This is a genomic window from Pseudomonas azerbaijanorientalis (assembly GCF_019139795.1).
GTDB classification, from domain to species: domain Bacteria; phylum Pseudomonadota; class Gammaproteobacteria; order Pseudomonadales; family Pseudomonadaceae; genus Aquipseudomonas; species Aquipseudomonas laurylsulfatiphila.
In genome coordinates, this window is the sequence record NZ_CP077078.1 from 2,984,624 (window position 1) to 3,004,019 (window position 19,396).

Annotated in this window: 17 protein-coding genes and 2 pseudogenes; 6 read left to right on the forward strand and 13 right to left on the reverse strand. The window is 60.5% G+C overall.

Annotated features, from left to right (window positions below; translation table 11 throughout):
* Positions 1-48: 48 nt before the first annotated feature.
* Positions 49-570 (reverse strand): lactoylglutathione lyase, encoded by a 522-nt coding sequence (gene gloA, locus KSS91_RS13295; RefSeq protein ID WP_217838264.1) that lies wholly within the window; start codon positions 568-570, stop codon positions 49-51.
* A gap of 144 nt (positions 571-714) precedes the next feature.
* Between gloA and KSS91_RS13300 the strand changes: the two genes are divergently transcribed.
* Positions 715-1,233: a DUF4946 domain-containing protein gene (locus KSS91_RS13300; RefSeq protein WP_217838404.1), complete on the forward strand. Its 519-nt coding sequence runs from the start codon at positions 715-717 to the stop codon at positions 1,231-1,233.
* Between the two features lie 163 nt (positions 1,234-1,396).
* Here KSS91_RS13300 and KSS91_RS13305 read toward each other — a convergent pair whose 3' ends face one another.
* The 3 genes and pseudogenes from KSS91_RS13305 to KSS91_RS13315 form a co-directional block, all read right to left on the reverse strand.
* Complete coding sequence (locus KSS91_RS13305) at positions 1,397-1,759, reverse strand: histone-like nucleoid-structuring protein, MvaT/MvaU family (protein WP_008065377.1); 363 nt, start codon at positions 1,757-1,759, stop codon at positions 1,397-1,399.
* Between the two features lie 233 nt (positions 1,760-1,992).
* Entirely contained in the window at positions 1,993-3,525 is a 1,533-nt protein-coding gene (locus KSS91_RS13310; RefSeq protein WP_217838265.1) for an EAL domain-containing protein, read from the reverse strand.
* 109 nt (positions 3,526-3,634) lie between these two features.
* A pseudogene (locus tag KSS91_RS13315) lies at positions 3,635-3,925 on the reverse strand (LysR family transcriptional regulator substrate-binding protein); the annotation flags it as partial.
* On the opposite strand from KSS91_RS13315, the pseudogene KSS91_RS28210 reads away from it, so the two are divergent.
* Positions 3,916-4,047, forward strand: a pseudogene (locus KSS91_RS28210) (EamA/RhaT family transporter); the annotation flags it as partial. The pseudogenes KSS91_RS13315 and KSS91_RS28210 sit on opposite strands and share 10 nt — an antisense overlap.
* 250 nt (positions 4,048-4,297) lie before the next feature.
* Complete coding sequence (hppD, locus tag KSS91_RS13320; protein WP_007979060.1) at positions 4,298-5,374, forward strand: 4-hydroxyphenylpyruvate dioxygenase; 1,077 nt, start codon at positions 4,298-4,300, stop codon at positions 5,372-5,374.
* Positions 5,375-5,501: 127 nt separating this feature from the next.
* Here hppD and rarD read toward each other — a convergent pair whose 3' ends face one another.
* The 3 genes from rarD to KSS91_RS13335 all read right to left on the reverse strand — a co-directional run bounded on the left by rarD (position 5,502) and on the right by KSS91_RS13335 (position 9,091).
* Positions 5,502-6,383, reverse strand: a complete 882-nt coding sequence (gene rarD, locus KSS91_RS13325; RefSeq protein ID WP_015094940.1) for an EamA family transporter RarD — start codon at positions 6,381-6,383, stop codon at positions 5,502-5,504.
* Between the two features lie 199 nt (positions 6,384-6,582).
* Positions 6,583-7,596 carry an aldo/keto reductase gene (locus tag KSS91_RS13330; protein WP_217838266.1) on the reverse strand — a complete coding sequence of 338 codons (1,014 nt, stop codon included), beginning with the start codon at positions 7,594-7,596 and terminating at the stop codon, positions 6,583-6,585.
* Positions 7,597-7,780: 184 nt separating this feature from the next.
* Complete coding sequence (locus KSS91_RS13335; protein WP_217838267.1) at positions 7,781-9,091, reverse strand: MFS transporter; 1,311 nt, start codon at positions 9,089-9,091, stop codon at positions 7,781-7,783.
* A 170-nt stretch (positions 9,092-9,261) separates the two neighbouring features.
* Between KSS91_RS13335 and KSS91_RS13340 the strand changes: the two genes are divergently transcribed.
* From KSS91_RS13340 to KSS91_RS13350, 3 genes are all read left to right on the forward strand, one after another.
* Positions 9,262-10,383 (forward strand): sugar diacid recognition domain-containing protein, encoded by a 1,122-nt coding sequence (locus tag KSS91_RS13340; RefSeq protein ID WP_217838268.1) that lies wholly within the window; start codon positions 9,262-9,264, stop codon positions 10,381-10,383.
* Positions 10,384-10,622: 239 nt separating this feature from the next.
* Complete coding sequence (locus KSS91_RS13345) at positions 10,623-11,765, forward strand: glycerate kinase (RefSeq protein ID WP_217838269.1); 1,143 nt, start codon at positions 10,623-10,625, stop codon at positions 11,763-11,765.
* 228 nt (positions 11,766-11,993) lie between these two features.
* Positions 11,994-13,181: a pyridoxal phosphate-dependent aminotransferase gene (locus KSS91_RS13350; RefSeq protein WP_126045696.1), complete on the forward strand. Its 1,188-nt coding sequence runs from the start codon at positions 11,994-11,996 to the stop codon at positions 13,179-13,181.
* 126 nt (positions 13,182-13,307) lie between these two features.
* Here the strand turns inward: KSS91_RS13350 and KSS91_RS13355 are convergent, their stop codons facing one another.
* From KSS91_RS13355 to KSS91_RS13380, 6 genes are all read right to left on the reverse strand, one after another.
* Entirely contained in the window at positions 13,308-14,285 is a 978-nt protein-coding gene (locus tag KSS91_RS13355) for a 2-hydroxyacid dehydrogenase (protein WP_217838270.1), read from the reverse strand.
* 21 nt (positions 14,286-14,306) lie between these two features.
* Positions 14,307-15,605: an MFS transporter gene (locus KSS91_RS13360; RefSeq protein ID WP_217838271.1), complete on the reverse strand. Its 1,299-nt coding sequence runs from the start codon at positions 15,603-15,605 to the stop codon at positions 14,307-14,309.
* Positions 15,606-15,653: 48 nt separating this feature from the next.
* Positions 15,654-16,682: a sugar kinase gene (locus KSS91_RS13365; RefSeq protein WP_217838272.1), complete on the reverse strand. Its 1,029-nt coding sequence runs from the start codon at positions 16,680-16,682 to the stop codon at positions 15,654-15,656.
* Positions 16,675-17,457 carry a sugar phosphate isomerase/epimerase family protein gene (locus KSS91_RS13370; protein ID WP_217838273.1) on the reverse strand — a complete coding sequence of 261 codons (783 nt, stop codon included), beginning with the start codon at positions 17,455-17,457 and terminating at the stop codon, positions 16,675-16,677. The genes KSS91_RS13365 and KSS91_RS13370 overlap by 8 nt, the downstream gene beginning before the upstream one ends.
* A gap of 145 nt (positions 17,458-17,602) precedes the next feature.
* Entirely contained in the window at positions 17,603-18,628 is a 1,026-nt protein-coding gene (locus KSS91_RS13375) for a LacI family DNA-binding transcriptional regulator (protein ID WP_302470062.1), read from the reverse strand.
* A gap of 140 nt (positions 18,629-18,768) precedes the next feature.
* Positions 18,769-19,377: a LysE family translocator gene (locus KSS91_RS13380; RefSeq protein ID WP_217838274.1), complete on the reverse strand. Its 609-nt coding sequence runs from the start codon at positions 19,375-19,377 to the stop codon at positions 18,769-18,771.
* Positions 19,378-19,396: the final 19 nt, after the last annotated feature.

Here is a 19,396-nt window from a genome sequence, read left to right on the forward strand (position 1 = left end):
TCCGCCTTCGCGAGCAAGCCCGCTCCCACAGGGGATGTGTGGTGGGCTTTACAGCGGCGCTGGCTGGATGATCTCGACCCAGTAGGCGTCCGGGTCCTTGATGAATGCCAGGCTCTTCATGCGGCCATCGCTCAGGCGTTTCTGGAAATCGCAGCCCAGTGCTTCAAAGCGCTCGCAGGCGGCGACGATGTCCGGCACCGAGATGCAGATATGGCCAAAACCGCGGGGGTCGGTGTTGCCATTGTGGTAAGCGAAGTCCGGGTCGTTCTCTGTGCCATGGTTGTGGGTCAGTTCGAGAATACCGGGGATCGATTTCATCCACTCGGTGCGCGCGGCGGCATCGGCCGGGATCTGGTTTTTGTCGACCAGCGCCAGGAAATACAGGCTGAACTCGGCTTCCGGGAAGTCGCGTTTTTCCACCAGGCTAAAGCCCAGGATGCGTGTGTAGAAGTCCAGGGACCTGGTGATGTCCTTGACCCGCAGCATGGTGTGGTTGAAGACAAATTTCTGCGTGGCGGTGTCCGGTTGGGCGGTGACGCCGGGGAAGGTGTTCAATTCGTGCAGGCTCATGGGCCCTCCGGAAAATATGTGGGCTAACGAATGGTGACAATGATACGCAAGGGTACGGACATCACCAAACCCAAACAGTCGGCTATTGCCTGACAGCCGGCCTGGGCCCAGACTTTACGGCTTGATCCGTGAGTGCCGATTGCAATGATTCGATTCCGTAACCTGCTGTTTATCCTGCTGAGTGTGTTTTCGCTGGCTGGCGCTGCTCGTGCCGATGCGCCAGTGGTGACCTGGCCGCAAGGCTGGCAGATCGAAGCTGTCCCTGACTCTGCGGCGGGGGTGAGTCGCCAGCGGGCGGTGAAAAATGATAAGGACGGATCGCCGCTCCTGGTGATGGAGCTGACCATGAGCCCGGTGCAAAGCGATCATCAGGTAAACCTCGAAGGCGTATTGCTGGAGATGCGCAAGTCGGTTCAAAAAGACTTCTTTCAGGGTGGGTATCAAAGTGTCTGTACGCGAATTCATTCGACTACCTTGAGTCGATTGGCCGCGCTGGAAACAACCTGCACCGTGACGCAAAACGGCAGGCATGTGCTTTCGCAAACATTGGTGGCCGCGGTGGATGCCGATAAGGCCTATGTTTTTTCCTATGCAGGGCAGGCCGAGGCTTATAAGGCGAGCCAGGATGAAATAGACGCAGCCCGTAACAGCTTGAAACTTTAGTTGGCGACAGTGCTTTTTCGATGCATGATAAAAATTTTAGATATCCAAATGGATTAAGCACAAAGTAGTTGGCGGCCAGGTAGTTGTCTTGTGCTCGCCGGGGGCATTTAGATAGCCCATGAAAAAGCCCTGCATAAGCAGGGCTTTTTTGTCGCCGCGAGAGTTAGCCGCGCAGCCAGGAGTCAACGGTGGCTGCACCGTACTGTTCTTTCCAGGCTTTCAGGCCGCGGTGATTGCCGCCCTTGGTTTCAATCAGCTCGCCGGTATGCGGGTTCTGATAAACCTTGACCACACGAGCACGGCGGGTTTTCGGTGCTGCTTGCTGCAGGCCGGATTTTGCCGGGTTAGGGTCGAGAATGGCGATGATGTCGCGCAAGCTCTTGCCATAGGTTTTCATCAAGCCCTGGAGCTTCTCTTCGAATTCGATTTCTTTCTTGAGCCCGGCATCGTTCTTCAGGGATTCCAACTGCTTGAGCTGTTCTTGAAGGGCCTTTTCGGCTGCACGAAATTCAGCGAGTCTGGACAATATCTTTACTCCAATAGTGTGTTTGGCTGATACCAACCGCAAACAAAGCTATAAGCCAAGAGCCTTGAAGCGACTCGGTGATAGTGGCTCACCTGCCAAATTAGCGCAGGCAGGAAAAATTGTAGTAGTTAATTGGCCAAGAGTAAATCCTGTCTTTTTCTTCATGTAACGTTGGTAGTGTCTTGATTCAAATTTATGCCTGTAGTCGTTGTTTTATCGATTAAATTTTCGAGTTAATGGTTGCTTAATGCACTAATGAATTCCGCCCCGGGCATGGGTTTGCCGAACAGATAACCCTGCAGGAAGTTGACCTTACGAGCGCTGAGGTAATCACTCTGCTCACGGGTTTCGACACCTTCGGCCACCATGGCAAGGTCGAGTTTCACGGCCAGGTCGATGATGCTGTCGAGGATGTGGCTGGAGAGGGTGTCGATGCCGATCATGGCGACAAAACTCTGGTCTATTTTCAGGAAGTCGACATTGAACTGCCGCAGGTAGCCAAGGCTTGAATGACCCGTACCGAAATCGTCGATGGCGATCTTCACGCCCAGTTCGCGAAGTTGCTCGAACAGTTGCAGGGTGATCGCCGTTGGCTCGATAAGTTCGCGCTCGGTCAGTTCCAGTACCAGGTAGATCGAGCCCGGCTCGAACGCATCGAGAAACTCGCGGCAATCCTTGACCAGATCCAGGTCCTGGCAATGGCTGGCGGTAATGTTGATGCCAATGTGAAAGGGTTTGTTGAATCCGGCGGATTTCGGCGCGAGCAGGGCGGCGGTTTGTCGCATGAGCGAACGGGTCATCGGTACGATCAGTCCGCAGTGCTCGGCAAACGGGATGAACAGGTCCGGACGCACCAGGCCTTCCTTCGGATGTTTCCAGCGCATCAGCACTTCAGCGCCGGACCAGCTTTTGCTGTCGCCATGCACCACGGGCTGGAAGTACGGAATGAACTCTGCGGCTTCCAGTGCCCGTTGCATTTCCTGGGTGGGGGCCGATGAGCGCTTTTGCAGGAAGTGACCAATTGACCCGGCAATCACGCCGAAGAAAATCAGCAGACTGAACAGGGGGGGATACTCGCTGCTCATGTATCGCCAGGTTTCGCCTTTGGGGAAACCGGCTTGCACGGCAAAAGCATAGTGCCCGGAGGTCAAGCGGCTCTGCGCAACGGGTAGTTCAGGCGCGGCACCTGTGTGAACCTTGCCATCGGCGGACATCCAGTCCGGGCCAACTTGCAGCACCAGCAAGGTCTGGCGGCCGATCAAGCGCAGAACGTTGCCCAAGTGATAACCATAGAGGGTCGTCAGCGCACCTTTTTTTCCTTCGCTCAGGCGGTAAACCAGCAAGGCGGTGTTGGGCGTCACCGGATTGCCGTTCATGAGCCACAAAGCGCCCTGGGTGTAGTCGCCGGGGCTGACCGTCTCCTGATAGTCGCCGAACAGCGAGCTGCAATAGAGGTTGTTGTCCCACACCAGATTGGTCGAGCGCACGAATGGGCGACGAGTGACCTGCTCGCGCAGCGCCAGTTTGACGTCACCGCAACTTTGGCCAGCCATCGGCAGCAGTTCGCGTGCGGCCTGAGCGGCGTTGTCGAGCATCAAGTCGAACTGACGAACTGCTTCCTCGGCGGTTTTTTCGCTGTCTTGCTTGAGCACACGCCCTGCCTGCATGTAAAGAATGATGGCCCCCAGCAGCACCGGGAGCAATCCGCTGATCAGGGTGACAGCAACTTTTGTGCTGCGACTGCGGGTTTTGGCTTTCAGCGGCATTCGCGAATCCCGTCACGAAGAAGTAAGGCTCTCAACAGCTGGCAGGGCAATACGCCTCCCATAAAGAGTTCGGGTAATGGCCATGATAGTTGGCCCTTGGTAGTTATGCTGGCAATGAACCTTCGGCGCCGACCGTCACCCCGTCGCCACGAGCGACGACATCCAGGGTGCTCATCAGCTGCGAGCAGCGATAACGGATGTTGCGCGTCAGTCGGGCCGCGGTGAACAGGCGTGAAACCAGCTCCGAAGACCCGGCCTCGGTCAGCACAAACGGGAAGTCGCAACGGTCCTTCAGGTTCAGACTGTCGTGAACCGCCAGCGGGTGGTCAGCGGGCAACAGCGCGACCGTGTTGAAACGCTCCTCGGGCAACACCACAAAGCCGATGTCGATCCGTCGCTTTTACAGCGCTGTTGCTCGATGAGCCGTTGACGCTGGTCATGTGCCTGGGCGGCGGGCTGATACTGGCGGGGATTTTCCTCTGCAACAAACCCCTTGCGCGGGTAAGGAAAAAGGGGATTTGATACAGAAGGCGGACAAATCTATTTACGCTGTGTAGAATCAGGTTACGCATACAATAATAATCGTCTTCTGGCAGCAGAAGCCTCGCCCGCAAGAGCCTTGGGTCGACAATGAAGATATTCGGGTTTCAACTGATCTACGGTGATTTTCTCGCCCGCAGCGTGCGGGGCATCTCCTGTGCGCCACCCAGTGGTCTCAGCATTGCTTACAACTAACCTTAGTTAATTGATAAAAAATGATGAGGCGCCAACCATGGCAGATTTATACGAAAACCCGATGGGCCTGATGGGCTTTGAGTTCATCGAGCTCGCATCGCCGACCCCGAACACCCTGGAGCCGATCTTCGAGATCATGGGCTTCACGAAGGTGGCGACCCACCGCTCCAAGGACGTGCACCTGTATCGTCAGGGCGCGATCAACCTGATCCTCAACAATGAACCCCACAGTGTCGCCTCGTACTTTGCGGCCGAGCACGGCCCGTCGGTGTGCGGCATGGCGTTCCGCGTCAAGGATTCGCAAAAAGCCTACAAGCGTGCCCTGGAACTCGGCGCCCAGCCGATCCACATCGAAACCGGCCCGATGGAGCTGAACCTGCCGGCGATCAAAGGCATTGGCGGTGCGCCGCTGTACCTGATCGACCGTTTCGGTGAAGGCAGCTCGATTTATGACATCGACTTCGTGTTCATCGAAGGCGTTGACCGTCACCCGGTCGGTGCCGGCCTGAAGATCATCGATCACCTGACCCATAACGTGTATCGCGGTCGCATGGCCTACTGGGCCAACTTCTACGAGAAGTTGTTCAACTTCCGCGAAATCCGCTACTTCGACATCAAGGGCGAGTACACCGGCCTGACCTCCAAGGCCATGACCGCACCCGATGGCATGATCCGCATCCCGCTGAACGAAGAATCGTCCAAGGGCGCCGGGCAGATCGAAGAGTTCCTGATGCAGTTCAACGGCGAGGGCATCCAGCACGTTGCCTTCCTGTCCGATGACCTGCTCAAGACCTGGGACCACCTGAAAAGCATCGGCATGCGTTTCATGACCGCGCCGCCGGACACCTATTACGAAATGCTCGAAGGCCGTTTGCCGAACCACGGCGAGCCGGTCGGCGAACTGCAGGCGCGTGGCATCTTGCTGGACGGTTCGTCCGAATCGGGCGACAAGCGTCTGCTGTTGCAGATCTTCTCGGAAACCCTGATGGGGCCGGTGTTCTTCGAGTTCATCCAGCGTAAGGGCGATGACGGTTTCGGCGAAGGCAACTTCAAGGCGCTGTTCGAATCGATCGAGCGTGACCAGGTTCGTCGTGGTGTTCTCTCCACTGACTAAACCGTTGACGCTGTAAAAAACTGTGGGAGCGGGCTTGCTCGCGAAAGCGGTGTGTCAGTCGCCATCTAAGCTGGCTGACACACCGCATTCGCGAGCAAGCCCGCTCCCACATTTGTTTTGGGTGTGGTTAAGGCCTGCGCTGCCGCACCAGATGCTTGAACCCTTCGAACACCAGCACCAGCACCGCCATCCAGATCGGGATGTAGGTCAGCCATTCGCCGGCCTTGATGCTCTCTCCCAACAGCAGCGCCACGCCCAGCAGCAGCACCGGTTCGACGTAGCTCAACAAGCCGAACAGGCTGAACGGCAGCAGGCGACTGGCAATGATGTAGACCACCAGCGCTGAAGCGCTGATCACGCCGAGCAGCGGGATCAACAGCGACAACCATGGGTGCTGGTCAAACACGAGAAAACCCTGTGCACCGCTCTGAACGAACCAGAAGGCCACGGGTAGCGTCAACGCCATGTCCAGCCACAAGCCGCCGAGGTTGTCCGCTGCCAGCCGTTTGCGCAGAACGAAGTAGGCCGGATAACCAATGCAGACCAGCAACGTCGCCCAGGAAAAACCACCGACCTGATACACCTCGTTGACCACGCCCAGGCAGGCGAACACCACGGCGACTTTTTGCAGGTACGACAGGCGTTCGCCATAGGCGATCCGCCCGGTCAACACCATGGTCAGCGGCAGCAGGAAGTAACCCAGGGATACATCCAGGCTGTAACCGTTGAGCGGCGCCCACATGAACAGCCACAATTGCACGCCGAGCAGGGCAGAGGAGGCGATCAGCGCGCCAATCAGCTTCGGATCGGCCTTGGCGCGCCGTACGATCTCCAGCACGCGCTTCCACTCGCCGGACACCACCATGAACACGGTCATGCACGGCACGGTCAGCAGCATGCGCCAACCGAAGATTTCCACGCCGCTCAAGGGTGTGAGCAGCGATGTGTAGTAATACATGACGGCAAACAGCACCGAGGCTGAAACCGATAGAGCGATACCTTTAGACAAGCTGTCCTCGCGAGGTTGAAGGTGAAACGGGGGGTGCGGAGGATACGTGGTTTTCGAGCCGAATATTGACCAATCAATCAACACGGTCCAACTGTGGGAGCGGGCTTGCTCGCGAAAGCGGTTTTCCAGCCAACATCAATGTTGAATGTTAAGCAGCCTTCGCGAGCAAGCCCGCTCCCACAATGGGTTATCTGTTCACTCAGTTGCTACGCGGTTTACGCCCCGACACAAAATGGCTCACATCATTGAACCCCGGTGTCGACGCATGCCCCGGTGTCACCAGCGCATCGATGAACGCCTCGTCCTCGACCGTGATCTTCACCGCCTGCGCCTTAGTGTAGGCGTCCCATTGCGCTTCGGTACGCGGCCCGACAATGGCCGAGGTCACGGCGCTGTTGTTCAGCACCCAGGCAATCGCGAACTCGACGATGCCGACGCCGCGCTCCTGGGTGTACTGCTGGATCTGCTGGGCGATGCGCAGGGATTCGACGCGCCATTCAGTTTCCAGGATGCGTTTGTCCTGGCGACCGGCACGGCTGTTGGCGTCCGGTTTCACATCCGGCGCGTATTTACCGCTGAGCACCCCGCGTGCCAGCGGGCTGTAGGGCACCACGCCCAGACCATAGTTTTGCGCCGCCGTGATCTGCTCGGTTTCAGCCTGACGGTTGACGATGTTGTACAGCGGCTGGCTGATCACCGGCCGGTCAACGCCGAGCTTGTCAGCCACGCGAATCACTTCGGCGATGCGCCAGCCACGATAATTGGACAGGCCCCAATAGCGGATCTTGCCCTGGCGAATCAAGTCGCCGATGGCCGATACCGTGACGTCCAGCGGCGTGTTGTGGTCTTCACGGTGCAGGTAGTAGATGTCGAGGTAGTCGGTGCCCAGGCGCTTCAGGCTGGCGTCGAGACCGTTGAACAGATGCTTGCGGCTCAGACCGCTGCGGTTGGGGATACCGTCCACGGGACCGAAGCCGACCTTGGTGGCCAGTACCCATTCATGACGGCGGCTGGCGATGGCCTCGCCGACGATTTCCTCGGAACGGCCGTTGGTGTAGACGTCGGCGGTGTCGATGAAATTGATGCCCTGGTCCCAGGCCTTGTCGATGATCCGCAGGGAGTCTTCGGTACTGGTCTGTTCGCCGAACATCATGGTGCCCAGGGTCAGGGTGGACACCTGCAGGCCCGAATGACCCAGTGTGCGATAGCTCATGAGCAAATCCTTTTACCGGTGGGAAAGGCTCAATCAGATACCAGAACTGCACCCTGGAGCAAACGCAAATCGAATCAAATGTGGGAGCGGGCTTGCTCGCGAAGGCGGTGTATCAGTCGACAATATTGTTGTCTGACACTCCGCCTTCGCGAGCAAGCCCGCTCCCACACCTGATTTGTGGGGATCAGGTGCGCAGCGTACGAGTCATGCGCAACGCCAGCAGACTGCCGCAGACAATCACCCCCGCCAGCAGGTACAGCGCCGCATCGGTCGAACCGGTGCTGTCCTTGACCCAACCCACCAGGTACGGGCTGAGGAATCCGGCCATCTGGCCCATCGAGTTGATCAGCGCCAGGCCACCGGCAGCAGCGCCGGCACTGAGCAGGGCGGTCGGCACCGGCCAGAACATCGGCAGGCCGGTGAGGGCGCCCATGGTGGCGATGGTCAGGCCGAGAATCGCGATGGCCGGGTTGGCGGCGAAGTTCACCGCGATCAGCAGCCCCAGCGCGCCCATCAGCATCGGCACCACCAGATGCCAGCGACGTTCTTTGCGCAGGTCCGCCGAGCGACCCACGATCAGCATAAACACCGCCGCCAGCAGGTACGGAATCGCACTGAGCCAGCCGATCACCAGGTTATCGCCAAAGCCCAGGTTCTTGATGATCGAGGGCAGCCAGAAGTTGATCGCGTACACGCCGCTCTGGATGCAGAAGTAGATCAGGCCGAAGGCCCAGATCGCCGGGTTCTTGAACACCGCCAGCAGCGAATCAGTGGTGGTTTTCGGTTTGTTGGCCAGGTCTTCAGCGTGGTCCGCTTCCAGCACCGAACGCTCGAACGGGGTCAGCCATTTCGCATTGGCGTAACTGTCACTGAGCAGGAAGTAAGCCAGCGCACCGAGGATCACCGTCGGAATGCCTTGCAGCAGGAACATCCACTGCCAACCGGCGAGACCGCCCTGGCCCGCGGCGAAGTGGTTGAGAATCCAGCCGGAGAAGGGGCTGCCGAGCAGGCCGGAGACCGGGATCGCCGACATGAACAGCGCCATGATGCGGCCACGGCGGAAGGTCGGGAACCACTGCGAGAGATACAGCACCACGCCCGGAAAGAACCCGGCTTCGGCGGCACCGGTGAACAGGCGCAGGGTATAGAACTCGGTCGGCGTGGTGACGAACAGCAGGCAGGTCGACAGCGTGCCCCAGGTCATCATCATCAGCGCGATCCAGCGCCGAGGACCGAATTTCGTCAAGGCCAGGTTGCTGGGTACGCCGCACAGCACATAACCGATAAAGAAGATGCCGGCGCCCAGGCCGTACACGGTTTCGCTGAACTTCAGCGCGTCGAGCATCTGCAGCTTGGCAAATCCAACGTTGACCCGGTCGAGGTAGTTGAACAGGTAGCAGATGAAAATGAAGGGGATCAAACGCAGGGTGATGCGTTTGTAGACGGCGTTTTTGTCGTCAGCGATGGCCTCGGACGCTACGGCGCTCTGTGTCATGGCGGCTCTCTCTTTATTATGATTTTTTGCGATGCAAAGGGTAACGTTGATCGCCCAGAGAGTCTCGACCACCCTCAGGGTGGCTGTCTTTGTGCCTGAGCACAGGGTTTGCAACCAAGGCCTGTGCGGGTGAACAACCCGTTCCATCACCGTCTTCAAGGATCACTTGCATGTTCGAACTCGATCACGACCTGGCCCAGGACATCGTCGACCGGGCGATGGCCATCCTGCCGTACAACGTCAACGTCATGGACAGCCAGGGCCTGATCCTGGGCAGTGGCGAACCGGAACGGGTCAACACCCGGCATGAAGGCGCGCAACTGGTCCTGGCCAACGGCCGCGTGGTGGAGATCGATGCGCAGACGGCGATTCATCTCAAGGGTGTGCAGCCGGGCATCAACCTGCCGCTGTTGCTCGATCAGCGCCTGATCGGCGTGCTGGGTATCACCGGCGAACCCGAGCAACTGCGCACCTATGCCGAACTGGTGCGCATGACCGCCGAGATGCTGGTGGGCCAGCGCAACCAGCAGGCCGAACAGCAATGGCGGCGCCAGCGCTGCGATGATCTGCTGGCGCTGCTGCTCAGCGAAGCCGGGGATTCTCCGCGACTGATCGATGAGGCGCAGCAGTTGGGTCTCAAGCCACAAATGACCCGGGTGCCGTACCTGTTCGAACTGGGCCTGGAACATGCTGCGGGGCAAACCGTCGAGGCACTGAGTGCCTGGTTGACCACTCGCCACCCGGACAGTTGGTGCGTCAGCTCGGCCAAAACTTCGTTGCTCTGGTGCCGTCCGGCCAGCCAGACGATCGAGAACGAGCGTTTGCTGGACAAGCTTGACGGCCTCGGCTGGAACATCCTGCGCATTGCCGTCGGTGGGCAAGCCGATGGGCTGGCGGTGTTGCGTCGCTGCTATCGCCGGGTCGGTGACTTGCTGGCCTACGGTCGCGAAGTGTTGCCGCACTCCCGATTGCTGACGCTCAACCGCTATCGGCTGCCGGTGATGCTCTGGCGCCACCGCAACGACGACGCCCTCGACGAATTGCTCAACCCGCTGCGCAAGGTCATTGCCAAGGACAGCAATGGTCAGTTGCTGGCGACCCTGCGCAGTTGGTGTGAACACGACGGCCAGAGCCAGGCCTGCGCCGAGGCGCTGGGCATCCATCGCAACAGCCTGCGTTATCGCATGGAACGGATTGCCGAGCTCAGCGGCGTCGATCCGCTGCGGCTTGATGGGATGCTCGCGCTGTATCTGGGCGTGCAACTGCTGCCCGAGCCGGACTCAATTTCGTGAGCGACAAAATCCCCCTGTAGGAGCGAGCTTGCTCGCGAAAAAACAGAGGACGCCGCGGTAAGTCTGATTTCCCGCGTCATCGTTACCCTCCATCGCGAGCAAGCTCGCTCCTACAGGTGAAACGTCTGCCTCGGGTTTTGTGGAAATGAACAATAATCCTCAACACCGCTTGTGCAGCGGACCGGCGTTATTGTTCATGGCGGCTGGCAGCATGTGGGCATTGGAACTGGAGAATTCCCATGAAAATCGTAATCGCCCCCGACTCGTTCAAGGACAGCCTCAGCGCTCAAGGCGTAGCCGACGCCATTGCCTTGGGATTGGCGCAGGTCTGGCCTGATGCCCAACTGGTCAAATGCCCGATGGCCGACGGCGGGGAAGGGACTGTCGAGTCGATTCTTGCCGCGTGCGAAGGCGAACTGCGTCGCACCCTGGTTCGCGGGCCGCTGGGGGCCATGGTGGATGCCGCCTGGGGATGGTTGCCGCAGAGCCACACCGCGATCATCGAAATGGCCGAGGCCAGCGGTTTGCAGTTGGTCCCGGTGGCGCAGCGGGATGCGTGCATCAGCAGCACCTTCGGCACCGGGCAATTGATCCGTGCCGCACTGGATGCCGGTGCAAAACGGGTGATCCTGGCGATTGGCGGCAGCGCGACCAACGACGGCGGCGCCGGTGCCATGCAGGCCTTGGGCGTTAAGTTGCTGGACGCTCAGGGACAGACGTTGTCACCGGGCGGACTCGCCCTTGCGCAATTGGCCCGGGTGGACCTGAGCGATATCGATCCGCGTCTGGCGCAGGTGCGCTTCGACATCGCTGCCGACGTCAATAATCCGCTGTGCGGCCCCCACGGCGCCTCGGCGATTTTCGGCCCGCAAAAAGGCGCCTCGCCCGTGCAGGTCCAACAACTGGACCGGGCGCTGGGGCACTTTGCCGACCATTGCGCGGCCGCTTTGAGCAACGACGTTCGCGACGAACCGGGGAGTGGCGCGGCGGGTGGCCTGGGGTTTGCCGCCAAGGCGTTCCTGGGTGCGCAGTTCAAGGCCGGGGTCGAGGTGGTCGGCGAACTGGTGGGTCTGGCCGAGGCGGTTGCAGGCGCCGATCTGGTGATCACCGGCGAAGGGCGTTTCGATGCGCAAACCCTGCGCGGCAAGACGCCATTCGGTGTGGCGCGTGTGGCCAGGCAACACGCCGTGCCGGTCATCGTCATCGCCGGCACCCTGGGCGAGGGGTATCAGGCGCTTTATGAGCACGGCATCGACGCTGCGTTTGCCCTGGCGAGCGGACCGATGACCCTGGAACAGGCCTGCGCCGAAGCGCCGCGCTTGCTGCGTGAGCGGGCAACCGACATCGCGCGTGTCTGGCGGATGGCTGTTCGCAAGCCTTGAACGATGCCTGTCAATCAACGACATCCTTGTGGCGAGGGAGCTTGCTCCCGTTGGGCTGCGCAGCGGCCCCCCTTGTTCGGCGGTTGCTGCGCAACCGAACGGGAGCAAGCTCCCTCGCCACAAAAGCTCCGATGGCAATTTCGAGGGTGGATTTGAACGCCATGCTGGCGCGTTTCGTGATTTGAGATAGGGTTGTGGCTTGGAGTACCCGCGCGACAGGAGAACAACATGCGCTACTCAGCCTTGACCCAACGAATCGCCGGTGACGGTGCGGCGGCCTGGCAGATTCACGATCGAGCGCTGCACTTGCGCGAACAGGGCGTCGACGTCCTGCTGTTGTCCATTGGCGACCCCGACTTCGATACGCCGCAACCCATTGTCCAGGCCGCCATCGCCAGCTTGTTGGCCGGTGATACGCACTATCCTGAAGTGCGCGGCAGTCGCGGGCTGCGCGACAGCATTGCCCGCCGGCATCGGCAACGCAATGGCCAGGTGGTGGATGGCGAACACGTGATCGTCTTTCCAGGGGCGCAGTGCGCGGTGTATTCGGTGGCGCAATGCCTGCTCGACCCGGGCGATGAAGTGATTGTCGCCGAGCCGATGTACGTGACCTATGAAGGCGTGATCGGCGCGTGTGCGGCCACCGTGGTCCCGGTGCCGGTGCGCCCGCAGAACGGGTTTCGCGTCGACCCGCTGGATGTCGCGGCGCGGATCACGCCCAAGACACGCGCCATACTGCTCAACAGTCCGAACAATCCATCCGGCGCCAGTTTGCCACTGGCCATCTGGCAAGAGCTGGCGGCACTGTGCATTCGTCACGATTTGTGGCTGATCAGTGACGAGGTCTACAGCGACTTGCTGTACGAAGGCCAGCACATCAGCCCGGCGAGCCTGCCGGGCATGGCCGAGCGCACCGCGACGATCAACAGCCTGTCCAAGTCCCACGCCATGAGCGGTTGGCGGGTGGGCTGGGTGATCGGGCCCAAGCCCATGGCGGGTCACCTGGTCAATTTGTCGCTGAGCATGTTGTTCGGTATCCCGGATTTCGTGCAAAACGCTGCGCAGTTGGCGCTGGACCGGGACCTGCCGGAAGTGGCCTCGATGCGTGAAGAGTATCGCCAGCGCCGCGACCTGGTGTGTGCAAGTCTGGGGCAATGCCCGGGGCTCAAGCCGATACGCCCGGACGGCGGAATGTTCGTGATGGTCGATGTGCGCCAGACCGGGTTATCGGCCCAGCGCTTCGCCGAGCGACTGCTGGAAGGTTATGGCGTGTCGGTGCTGGCCGGTGAAGCTTTCGGGCCGAGTGCGGCGGGGCATATCCGCATCGGTCTGGTGGTGGATCAGATGAAGCTGGCTGATGCATGCCGGCGCATTGCTTTGTGTGCGACGGATTTGCTGGAGGTGCGGCGGGCCTGAAGGATTTGTGTTGCCTGTGCTGCCCTCTTCGCGAGCAAGCCCGCTCCCACATTTGATCTCGGTTGTACACGATCTAGTGTGGGAGCGGGCTTGCTCGCGAAGGCTGCCTGACAGGCACCGAATACCTCAGCCCTTCCACGCCCCAACATTCACCAGATTGGCCGGCCGCTCACCGGCCAGCGCCGCCAACAGGTTGTCCACCGCGCACCTGGCCATGGCCTCCCGTGTTTCATGGGTGGCCGAGCCGATGTGTGGTGTGGCCACCACGTTGTTCAACTGCAGCAACGGCGAGTCCTGATTCAAGGGTTCGCGGTCGAATACATCCAGCCCCGCCGCGCGAATGCGGCCCGTGCGCAAGGCTTCGATCAGCGCCGCTTCGTCTACCACTTTGCCCCGCGAAATATTGATGAAGATGGTCTCGGGACGCATCTGGGCGAACTGCTCTGCGCCGATCAGCCCTTGGGTTTCAGCGGTCAGCGGTAACGTCAGGCAAACGAAATCGGCCTGTTGCAACAGTTCCGGCAGGCTTCGATAGCGCGCATTGAACCGCTGTTCCACTGCCGGTTTCGGTGACTGGCTGTGGTAGATCACCGGCATGCCAAACCCGAAATGCCCGCGCTGCGCCAGGGCCTCGCCAATACGGCCCATGCCGATGATGCCCAGGGTTTTGCCGTGCACGTCGCTGCCGAAATGCGCCGGGCCGATGTTGCGGTTCCATTGGCCGGCGCGAACCAGATTCGCCAGTTCCACCACCCGCCGGGCGGTCGCCAGGATCAGTGCAAACCCCGTGTCGGCGGTGGTTTCGGTGAGCACATCCGGCGTGTTGCTCAGCAGGATTCGCCGTTCGGTGAGGTAGTCGATGTCGTAGTTGTCGACGCCCACCGAGACGCTGGCAATGGCTTGTAGGTCGGGCGCCAGGTCGAGCAGTTCGGCATCCAGCTTCAGGCTGGCACCGAGCAAACCGTGAGCGCGGGGCAGGGCCTCGCGCAGTTTGCCCTGGCCCTCGGCATCAAGGTTTTCGATCAGCGTCACTTCGGCCTGCTCGTGCAAGCGAGCCATCAATAGCGGCGAGAGTTTCTTGTAGAGGACGACCTGCTTTTTCATCTTCGGGATCTCGATTTCAGTTCAGGAATGTGCCGTGGCGGCGCGCGTTAACGTGGCCGAGGGCCGCTCCCGGTCGCTGGCGCCGGGCTTGAGGAAAATCGTCAGTACCACCGAGAACATCAACGCGCCGCTCATCAACAGGTACGACGCACCCGGCGAGCCGGTGGAGCTGTTCAGATAACCGACCAGATAGGAACCGCCAAACGAGCCGAGGGCGCCCATGCTGTTGATCAGCGCCATGGCGCCGCCCGCGACGTTGGCCGGGAGGATCTCCGGGATGATCGCGAAGAAGGGGCCGTAAGGCGCGTACATGCAGGCGCCGGCAATCACCAGCAGGGTGTAGGACCACCAGAAGTGTTCGGCACCCAGGGCGTAGGAGCCATAGAAGGCGATCGAGGCAATCAGCAGTGGCGGCCAGACGAAACGTTTACGTTTTTGCAGTTTGTCCGAACCCCAGGACACCAGCAGCATGCCGATCACCGCCGCCAGGTACGGCAGCGCCGACAGCCAGCCGGCCTGGACCATGTCCATCTGCGCGCCGGCCTTGAGGATCGACGGCAGCCACAACACGAAACCGTACACGCCAATGCTCCAGCAGAAAAACTGCAGGGCCAGGATGATCACTTTGGGTGACCGGAACGCTTCGGCGTAGTTCTTCACGGCCTTGATGCCGACCTGTTCGGCGGCCAGTGCGCTTTCCAGATCCTGCTTTTCCTGATCGTTGAGCCACTTGGCCTGTGACGGACGATCATCGGCCAGGCGCCACCAGATGAATGCCCACAACACTGCCGGCAAACCTTCGATGATGAACATCCAGCGCCAGCTGTAGTGCTGCACCAGGTAGCCCGAGACCACCGACATCCAGAGCATGGTCACCGGGTTGCCGAGGATCAGGAAGGTGTTGGCCCGCGAGCGTTCGGCGCGGGTGAACCAGTGGCACAGGTAGATCAGCATCGCCGGCATGACGGCCGCTTCGACCACGCCGAGCATGAAGCGAATGACGATCAGCCAGTAGGCATTGGAGACAATCCCGGTCAAGGTCGCCAGGCTGCCCCAGAGGATCAGGCTGACGAAAATCAGCTTCTTCACACTGTGTTTCTGCGCGTAGATCGCGCCGGGTACCTGGAAGAAAAAGTAGCCGAGGAAGAACAGCGCGCCGAGCATTGACGACAGGCCTGGTGTGATCATCAGGTCCGCCGCCATGCCGGACGCGGCGGCGAACCCGTAGTTGGCGCGATCCAGATACGCCAGGCTATAGGTGATGAACACGATGGGCATGATGTACCACCAGCGGCGGGTGGCGAGCGTTGCGGTTTTCATGAGTGGTGCTCCTGAGCTTGTTGTTTTTGTTGCAGCAGGTAACGGTTTTTAGATCTTCAGTGACTGTGCTGGCCCCTTCGCGAGCAAGCCCGCTCCCACAGACGCAAAACCTGTGGGAGCGGGCTTGCCCGCGAAGACGGCCGCAAATTCGACATCCATTTCGGATCGGGTCGGCAACCCCTCCATATCCCCCCGGTTCTGCACCGCACGGCTGCCAATCCAGTTGGCACGCTTCACGGCCTCGGCAAAGCTATGGTTTTCCAGCAGCGCGCTGATCATGCCGACGGCAAAACCATCGCCGGCGCCCACCGTATCGACCACCGTTGCCACCGGCACGCCAGCGACGAAACCCTGATCAAGATGTGTGCGGTAGTAAGCACCGTGCGGCCCAAGCTTGATCGCCACGGCTTCGGCGCCCTGGTCGAGGTAGAAGGCGGCAATGTCGGCCGGGTCTTCGAAACCGCTCAGCAAGCGACCTTCGCTCAAGCCCGGCAGCACCCAATGGGCGAGGGCGGCGAGGCGGTTGATCTCGGTGATCATTTGTCGTTCGCTGGCCCACAGGCTCGGGCGCAGGTTCGGGTCGAAGGACACGCTGCGCCCGGCCTCGCGCATGCGGGTCATCAACTCGAACGACATCTGCCGCGCCGACTCCGACAGCGCCGGGGGAATGCCGGTGGCGTGCAGGTGTCGGGCCTTGAGCAACTCGGGCACGATCGAGTGCGGCGACAGGTGGCTGGCCGCCGAACCACGGCGGAAGTACTCGACCACCGGGTCGCTGCCATCGTCGGTGCGGGACTTGAGTTGAAAACCGGTCGGGTGGGCGGTGTCGATGTCGACGTGACGACAATCCAGGCCTTCTTTTTCCAGGGTGTCGACCACGAACCGGCCCAACGAATCGGCACCGACCCGACTTAGCCATGCCACGTTGAAGCCAAGCCGGGACAAACCGATCGCCACATTACTGTCAGCCCCGGCGATGCGTTTGTGGAAGGCGCCAACGCTGGCCAGGTCGCCTTCCTGCTCGGCGACGAACATCGCCATGGTCTCGCCGAAGGACAGAATATCGATCTCAGACATGAGCACTCTCCCGTTGCGCCTGGCCGAGGCGGGCGAGGGCTGCCACGTGTTCGCGGGTCAGCTGCACCAGGTCATCACCTTGCAGCGGATACTCCGCGGCCCGCATAACGCCTTGGGCCATGTGCCCCAGCAGCTGTTCCCACTGTTGCAAGTCGCTGGCGGTCGGCGCGATGGCGACCAGCTTGTCGTCGGCGCGACGGGTAACCGCTTTGCAGTGCACATAGCCGACGTGGCGTCCGAGAAGGCGCGCGGCGCTGGCGGCGGACTGGTCTTGCCAGTGCCAATTGCCGATATCGAAGGTCATCTTGATCGGCAAGTGGTGTTGCTCGACCTCAGTGAAAAAGCGCTGGAAGGGTTCGATGCGCCCGCCGTGCAGGGTCTGGTCGTTTTCCACCAGCAACTGCACGGGGCTGGCGTCCAGCAGCCGGGCGAGGAAGTGCAGGTCGCAGTTGTCAGTGAAATAGCCCAGCGACACTTTCAGCCATTTGGCACCGAACGCCTGGGCGCGTTGCAGGGCGGTGATCAGTTCTGGATTGGGCCTGGATTGTCCGGCCAACCAGAGTTCCATTGGCGATGAATACACGCTATCCAGGCCTTCTGCCTGAGTGGCATTGGCCAGTTGAACGGGGTCTTCAATGGTCAGTAATTCTTCGCGCCACTCGATGCGCGTGGCGCCGGCGGCGGCCAGTACTTCGATAAAACTGCCTTGGCCGCGCTGGCGCACCAGGTCGGCGCCGTAGCTGGAAAGGCTGATGGAAACGGCGGGTTTGTTCATTGTTGTTTTACCTCTGAAACCGGTTTCATTTTTGTTCAAAAAAATAGTGGGTGATCTTGATGGCCCCTTCGCGAGCAAGCCCGCTCCCACAGGGGAATGCATTCCAAATGTGGGAGCGGGCTTGCCCGCGAAGAGGCCGGAACATTCACCGAGAATGTCCAAGGGTCGATCCTCTAACAATCAACCGCGCCGAAAAATCCAGTGTCCGCACCGCCCCGTCATCCCCCCGCAGCCGCTTGAGCAAACACTCAAACGCACTGGCGCCAATCTCGGTTGTTGGCTGGGCCAGCGCAGTTATCCCGCTACCCACCAACGGATACCAATCCAGGTCATCGAGGGCGATCAAGCCCACATCCTCGAACAGGTTGCACTTGAGTTCACGCAACGCATGGGTGCAGGCCAGCGCCGCAATGCCGTTCGCGCAAAACAGCGCTTTCGGGCCGGGGCCGGGCGTGTCGAGGAAGGTTGCAAGTTTTGCGGTCAGTTCGCTGCCGGTTTCGATGAGGCTGCCATGGAGGGCCGGGCGCAGGGCAATTTGCGCCTTGAAACTGGCGACCCGTTCGATCCGTGAACTGGTGCCATCGAACGGTTCGGACACCATCAACACGTCGCGGTAGCCGCGTTCTTCAAGATGCGCGAGGGCCATTTCAACGGCTGCCGGATTGTCCAGCCCGACCATGTCGCTCTCAAGGTGCTCGACCTTGCGATCCACCAGCACCAGGGGCATTTCCCGGTGCAGTTCGTGCAATTCGTCACGGTGATGACCGAGGGTGTTCACGATCAGGCCTTCGATGTTGTACGAGCGCAGCAGGGCCAGGTGCTGGCGCTCTTGCTCGTCGTCGCGGTCGGTGTTGCACACCACCAGGCTATAGCCGTGCTGACGGCAGGCGGTTTCCACCCCGTGCATCACGGCGATTGAATAAGGGTTGCGAATATCGGCCACCAGCATGCCGATCAGGCGGGTGCGCCCACGCTTGAGGCCGCGGGCCATCTGGTTGGGGCGATAGCCCAGTTCCGCAATCGCCTGCTCGATGCGCTGGGCTATGGCATCGGAGAGCAGGGCGCGGTCTTCGCCAATGAACCGCGAAACGCTGGCCTTGGAGACCTTGGCGTGTTCGGCCACGTCGAGCATGGTCACGCGGCTGCGCTGGGCGGCGGAGAAATCGTTCACGGTCTGAAACCTTCTTATTGGATTTATAAGGTCGAGCGCTTCGTGAGATAGCGCTGAAACCGGTTTCAGAAGACACCAAAAGCCAATTCGCCGTCAAGCCCCGGATTGTCGATTGTCGAAAAAACACCGACCGGTGGCGTTCAGGCCAGCACGCTCAGCCACGCTGAACCCAGCAGCACCAGGCCCATGCAGCGATTGAAACGTTGCACGGCCCGGGGCGAGCTCAACCAACGACTCGCCCCGGCACCGAGCAGCGCCCAGGCACCCAGGCAGGGCAAGGAGATCAGGAAAAACACCCATGAAAGATTGATCACCTGGATGAGCCGATCTTCCCCCGCTCCGGCGAAAACACTGACCACAGCCAGCGCCATCATCCAGGTTTTCGGGTTGATCCATTGCAGGCTGGCGGCGCCCACCCATCCCAGTCGAGCTCCGGATTTCTGCGTGCTGATGGCTTCGGCCGGCGAACGGATAATCTGCCAGGCCAGATAACTCAACCACGCCACGCCGGCCCATTGCATGACGCTTTGCAACGCAGGCCAGGCCGTCAGTGACGAACCAACGCCCATGCCCACCAGCAACACCAGCGTCGCGGCACTGGCACAGGCGCCGAAGATAATCGGCAGGGCTGCGCCCAAGCCGTATCGGGCACTGTTGCTGAGCACCAGAATGTTGGTCGGTCCAGGAGTGATGGATGCCACAAAGGCAAACAGCAAGAAGGGCAGTAACGTCGGAAAAGAGGACAGCATCGAGGGCAAACTCCGGTAA